The organism is Lewinella sp. (assembly GCF_050633125.1).
Classification (GTDB): domain Bacteria; phylum Bacteroidota; class Bacteroidia; order Chitinophagales; family Saprospiraceae; genus Lewinella.
In genome coordinates this window covers 39,279-45,442 of record NZ_JBOEFX010000065.1, presented here as the reverse complement: position 1 = coordinate 45,442, position 6,164 = coordinate 39,279, and the positions used below count along the sequence as shown (strand labels likewise).

Here is a 6,164-nt window from a genome sequence, read left to right as displayed (position 1 = left end):
CATAAATGTGTCCCAACCGTAGGATAGGCATTGGTCAAGAATTAACTTTCCTCTTTCTCCTTCAACTTGAGTAAAGTCATCCCGACTTTTAGTACGGCGCGTTTTTTGACTGAAAAGCGGAAGTCGGAATTTTTTTATACAAAATCGGTTAGGGTGAAGAGATAATTAGACAAGGTAAGGAAAACCTAATTGCAAGTAAATAGATGCCTAAAACCAATTAGGGAAGCTTGAAAACGGAGAGGGTCTTTTGCATCAAACAACCATGACGGTGAAAAAAATCATGTTTATGAATATTTATTTTTTGAGTAAGCACGTAGAAAGACATATCCAGCAAATGGAAGAGGATCGAGCTGAATTTGAAACAGTAGAGGAGCTTTAACAAGCGCTAAAACATAAAAAAAACATGGGAATGCAAGGAGTAAGCATTAATAAATTCAGTACCTGTTTGCTGTTTTTAATAATTATGATGGGCACAGGTTGCCAAACTTATAAAGGGTACTATTATTCGAGTTTCGATGCTGATCGTCCTCGTATTTACGAGTATTCTTGTAAAGCAGATCCAACAAGAACCCAGTATTGGAGAATGACAAGTGATCATAATAGTCTGATTACAGAAGCATACGATGCTAATTTTACTCAATTCGAATTAATTAAGGAAGCGTTTAATCATGAAGGTTCCGTTTTAGTTAGCTACATTAATTTTGATGATAAGGGAGATCGTCTGCATAGGGATATTCAAAAAACGGACATTTATAAATGGAAAAAAGATGGACCGTACGAATATGCGATTGAATATGAAAACAATGGAGAGCGAGTATTCTTTTTAAAGGAAAGAGAATACATAGGTGTGGCAAAAGTGAATGTACTAGGTGCAGATTATGACTGCCTTAAGTTCAAGGGGACCTATAAGTTTGGCCTGGTGGGAGAGCCTGCCGAGTATGAGTATTATCAGTACAGTTATTACGCTAAAGGCCTTGGGATGGTCAAGTATGAGAGATACTTTCCGGATGGAGAATCGATTGTATTAGAGCTGACTGAAATTTATGATGATCAAGAATGGAAAAGGAGAATAAATTGATTTTCTACTGTTGCAGTGATGCTTTGTCCAAAATGTAATGAGCAATCAAAGGAGATGAGAAAGGGGAGCTACGCATTGCTTATCATTAATGGTATTAACATCGTAGAAAAGATACGTTGGGGCTATTTCGCGAAGAATACATCAAGGTTGATAATCTATATGCCTTCAATACTGGATTTAATGATCAGCATCTTCGTGTCTCTTATTGCTATAGTTGTTATTGTCAAGAAAATGGCGAATGATGATCATTCTAATGTGGTTTTCCGTGATGATGTATTGGATGCTTTTGATAAGGTATTGCCAAAGAGAAATTATTGGCTTGTAGGCATACTCACCTTGGTAGCCTGTTTTTACGTAAGTATAAAAGCAATGTTTTAGAACAAGTCTACTAAACCGGTAGCACAAATGCAGTGACTCCGTTTAGCAATAAGTAGTCTTACATTTGTAACAGAACCAAAGAACCAACCATGAAAACAAAATTCCTTACCATTTTTCTGTGCACTTTCTGTATTGGCGCCAGTGCACAAGTTGCATTTGAACAAAATGTAGTTATCGATAACTTTTACAGCACTATCAATCCTAGGGCAATAACAGCTGCTGACATTGATAACGACGGCTTTAAGGACCTTTTGGTCGCTAGCTATAGTAGTGCCGCCTGGGTAAGAAGTACCGACGGAGTAGGAGGTTTTGAAAAGGTAAGGCCCATTTCAACTGAGTTTTTAGACGCCAGTAATATTGCAGCAGCAGATTTTGATGGTGATAATGATTTAGATGTTGTGATCTACGCGCGTGGTGACAACAGTTCTTATGATGTACTTTATGCTGAAAATACCGATGGTCTTGGAGCTTTTTCAGCGCCCATTGTGTTGGCTAGTACGGAGTCTCTTATTCGTTTGAACTTACAGGTGCTGGATATGGATAATGATGGAGATATTGATATTGCCTATGGTAGTAATGACAATATTTCCTGGTTAGAAAACACCGATGGGCAAGCCACATTTACCGATAATTACTTGTTGGGGACCAATGATGGCTTTTATACGATTGATGTAGACGGCGACGATATTTCGGACATTATCGCTGATTTTGGCTATGATTTAAGGGCCTATAAGCTTAATGCCGATGGGACGCTTTCGTTTTTTGAAACTATGAATACCTTCTCCTTGAATAACGACCACAAAGCAGGAGATATAGACGGTGATGGTGATAATGACGTGGTGACCTTTTTTGAGAACGGAACAACGCGCCAAGTACATTGGTATGAAAATACAGATGGCTTAGGCATTTTTAGCAATAGGCAAATCTTGTTCAATCTGCCTTCTATTTCAGGTTCTTCCAGTGGTGATCAAAAAAGCTTGGAAATTATAGATATAGATAACGATAATTTGGTAGATGTCGTGACCTTTGACTCTAGAAGAAACGGTATGTCATGGTACAAGAATTTGGGGAGTGGTGCATTTGGTATGGAGCAAATTGTAAGTGACGAAATATTATCAATAACCAGTATTGCCATTTCAGATATAGACAATGATGGAGCGCAAGATATTTTATTCACGGATTATACCTCAAACGAATTTTCCTGGCTCAGAAACCAAGATGGTTTAGGCAATTTTGGAGGTATACTCAGGATGTCATCTTATGCTTATTTTGTTAATCATGTTGATTATGGCGACATAGACGGAGATGGTGATTTAGACTTGGTGTCTTCTTCCCATGGCGATAATAAAGTAGCTTGGTACGAAAACACCAATGGCCTAGGCGATTTTTCAAATATTCAGCAACTAATTTCAAAAACAACAGACGGGGCAAGGGATGTTTTTGCGGTAGATCTGGATGGCGACTTGGATCTGGATGTTTTGGTATCGGCCTATTTGGATGCTACAACAGACGAGCATCAACTCATCTGGTTTGAGAATGACGGCACAGGTACTTTTACGACAGAACACATTTTTGAAACTACGATGGAAATGATCTTGCGAATTAACTACGCAGACGTAGATAATGACGGAGACATGGATGTGATCAGTGGGCAAGAAAATAGCGTCTTGGCATTGTATAAAAACAATGGAGATGGAACCTTTGCACCGCCCGTTATCTTTTCTGAACCCGGATTTTCCTACCTAACGAGCTTGCAAGTTGCTGATATGGATGGCGATAATGATATCGACGTTTTAGCATCTTACATCAGTAGTGAAATTATATGGCATGAAAATGTTGATGGGCTTGGGGACTTAAGTGTTAAGCATGTTATTATTGATGCGATGCCGTCTTCTAGCCCAATCTTTGTGGCCGACATTGATGGCGACAGTGATAATGATGTACTGTTCGGTAGCAGGTCTGGCGATGAGGTGGGCTATTTTCTTAATGAAGACGGGCAAGGCACTTTTGGAGATAAGATCGTTACCTCGGAGGTTCCTCAAGAACCAAATGCTATTTACAGTTTAGACGTGGATGGTGACGGCGATATGGACATGATTGCCCATTCTTCAGAAGGACAAAAGTTTATCTGGTTTCCAAATGATGGCGATGCCAATTTTGGCGATGCTATCGAGATTACAAGTTTAATAGGAAGAATCAACCACATCACTTCGGCTGATATAAATGGAGACGGGAAAGTAGATTTAATCACTTCGTCTTATGATGACGACAAGGTGGCTTGGTTCGAAAACTTAGGCACCTTATTTACCAACACCATTTCTGGTGTGGTTCGTTTAGACGCCAATGCGGACGGTTGTGATGTGGCCGATGCCGTGATTCCAAACTTATTGATCCAGTCGAACAATTTCAATAATACCTTCGCAACGTTTACACAGCCCGATGGAAGTTATACTCTACAAGCTAATGAAGAAATTTTCACAACGGTAATTTCTTCCGCTTTACCAACGTATTATACGAGCAACCCAGCTAGCCATACCTTTGACTTTACAGGCTTGAGTAACACGACTAGCTATTCCGACTTTTGTGTAGAAGCCAATCAAACGGTCAATGATCTGAATATAGTTGTTTATCCATCCCTTGATGACCCTAGACCTGGGTTTGAAACATCGTATCGGTTGATCTATAAAAACAATGGTACAACGCCATTGACAGGAACCATTGACTTCCAGTTTGATGATACTAAAGTGAATTTTTTAAGTGCTTCTGAAACGATAGCTACACAAACCGCAAACACCTTAACGTTTAGCTATAGTGACTTGATTCCTTTTGAGACGCGGTATATTGATTTAGTATTCAGTGTATCACCTCCACCCACAACGAATATCGACGATGTACTAAATGTAATCGCAACGGTCAATCCACTTGCAGGAGAAAACAATGAAGACGACAACGTTTTTAGCTTAGCGCAAACCGTTATTGGTTCTTACGATCCCAATGACATTCGCGTCCTGGAGGGGGAAGAAATAACAATAGAGGAAGCCGATAAGTATTTGCATTATATTATTCGTTTTCAAAACACAGGAACAGCGAGTGCGATAAATGTAAGGGTTAATAATATTTTAGAAGATAAACTCGATTGGTCAACATTGCAACTGGAAGGTTTAAGCCACGCAGGAAGAGTTGAAATCATAGATGGTAACAACGTCGATTTCATATTCGATGCGATTAATTTACCAGATAGTACTACGAACGAGCCGGGTTCCCATGGGTTTATAGCCTATAAAATCAAACCAATGAGCAATGTTGTAGTTGGCGACATATTTTCTAATAAAGCTGATATTTACTTCGACTTCAACCCGCCGATTATAACGAATACAGCAACTACCGAGATTGTAATCCCATTGTCAGTGTCTGATATTGGAACGCATTCCGTTAAGTTTTATCCTAACCCCGTAAGTTCCGTTTTAACAATTAGATCGGAAAATGTAGTCGATTTAATTCGGGTTTATGATGTCAATGGGAGATTGCGTAAAACACTAATGCCGAATAGTGAGATGATCTCTTTAGATGTTTCAAATTTAGTTGAAGGCCTGTATTTTATGGAGGTTAAGTCTAAAGACGGTATCCAGATGTTGAAGTTTGTTAGGAAGTAAGCTGGATTTTCGGAAAAGTGCCGAAAGTTCAGCTAAGTTGTTGTTGGGGAAGACTGTCTTTTTACGTAAGCATAAAAACAATATTTTGGCATGAGGAAGCAACTGTTATTGTTGATTTTAGTCAGTCAACTACTTCCCGCTTGTTCCATTCCAGGGACCTACTATTTGGTAAACTCAACAGATGCTAGCCTTAGCGTAAGACTAGGTTATGCGTATTCTTTTGAAAATTTAGAAATCAAATCTGCCATATATGAAGGTCAGGCTGTTGATTTTGGTGATTTTGGCGAAATGGTAGATCATTCATGTGAATTTGATACATTATCCCACTCTGTCCTATTCACTTTGGAGCCAAATACCTATGCGTTTATTGGGTATGGATCAAATCATAGAAGCTATGTAGATGTAATTGATATTGCTCAAATTCAAAAACCAATGAACATCAATGATGGGGACAATAGCAAGGTGGATATTTCGTCAGCAGGTATGGGGTCGTATATAGGAGTAGTGACGATAGATCAAGTTGAAGATATCAGTAATATTCCGCCGCCAGATGGCGTATACATTTACGATGTCGCTTTCGCCGAATGGGAAGGAAAGTCAATGGGAGATAAAGTGGAAGTTACGATAAGGAATAGGAGCGTAGAAGTTCGATATGATGGCGGAAGCCAGTTGCCGTTAGCGGAAAAAGGTGAATTACTAGATAGTGGTATACTTGTTCGTCATAGAACAGGAGAGTGGATCATTGTCCGATCTCATGATGAGATTGATGCGGAAGAAATAGGCGGCTGTACTGGAGGGCCTTCTGTAATTGACTTCGATAAGCAGAAGTTCTGGATGTGCTAGCTGAATACAGCTCTCCAGTTTTATTACCTAAGAAAACAACCTAAATGCCTGGCTTTAAAGATGACAGAATACTCGATGCCCCTGTTCCATCTAGCGTCAAGAAATTGAGTGATTATCAACTTGCTGGATTCCTTGAAGAGGATCATCGATACGCAAGAATATTGAGAGAATACATTTCCGAACTTCGTATATGCCGAAAAACAGTGGTGGCA

4 protein-coding genes are annotated in these 6,164 nt (G+C 39.4%); all 4 read left to right on the top strand.

Annotated elements, in window-relative coordinates:
• Window positions 1-409: 409 nt before the first annotated feature.
• The 4 genes from ACRBG0_RS14315 (at window position 410) to ACRBG0_RS14300 (ending at window position 5,952) form a co-directional block, all read left to right on the top strand.
• A complete protein-coding gene (locus ACRBG0_RS14315) occupies window positions 410-1,078 on the top strand; it encodes a hypothetical protein (RefSeq protein ID WP_431487550.1) in 669 nt (222 codons plus the stop codon).
• 54 nt (window positions 1,079-1,132) lie between these two features.
• The gene (locus tag ACRBG0_RS14310) at window positions 1,133-1,456 is read left to right on the top strand and encodes a hypothetical protein (RefSeq protein WP_431487549.1); all 324 of its coding nucleotides are present in this window, start codon (window positions 1,133-1,135) and stop codon (window positions 1,454-1,456) included.
• An 89-nt stretch (window positions 1,457-1,545) separates the two neighbouring features.
• The gene (locus tag ACRBG0_RS14305) at window positions 1,546-5,109 is read left to right on the top strand and encodes a T9SS type A sorting domain-containing protein (protein WP_431487548.1); all 3,564 of its coding nucleotides are present in this window, start codon (window positions 1,546-1,548) and stop codon (window positions 5,107-5,109) included.
• A 90-nt stretch (window positions 5,110-5,199) separates the two neighbouring features.
• Entirely contained in the window at window positions 5,200-5,952 is a 753-nt protein-coding gene (locus ACRBG0_RS14300; RefSeq protein WP_431487547.1) for a hypothetical protein, read from the top strand.
• Window positions 5,953-6,164: the final 212 nt, after the last annotated feature.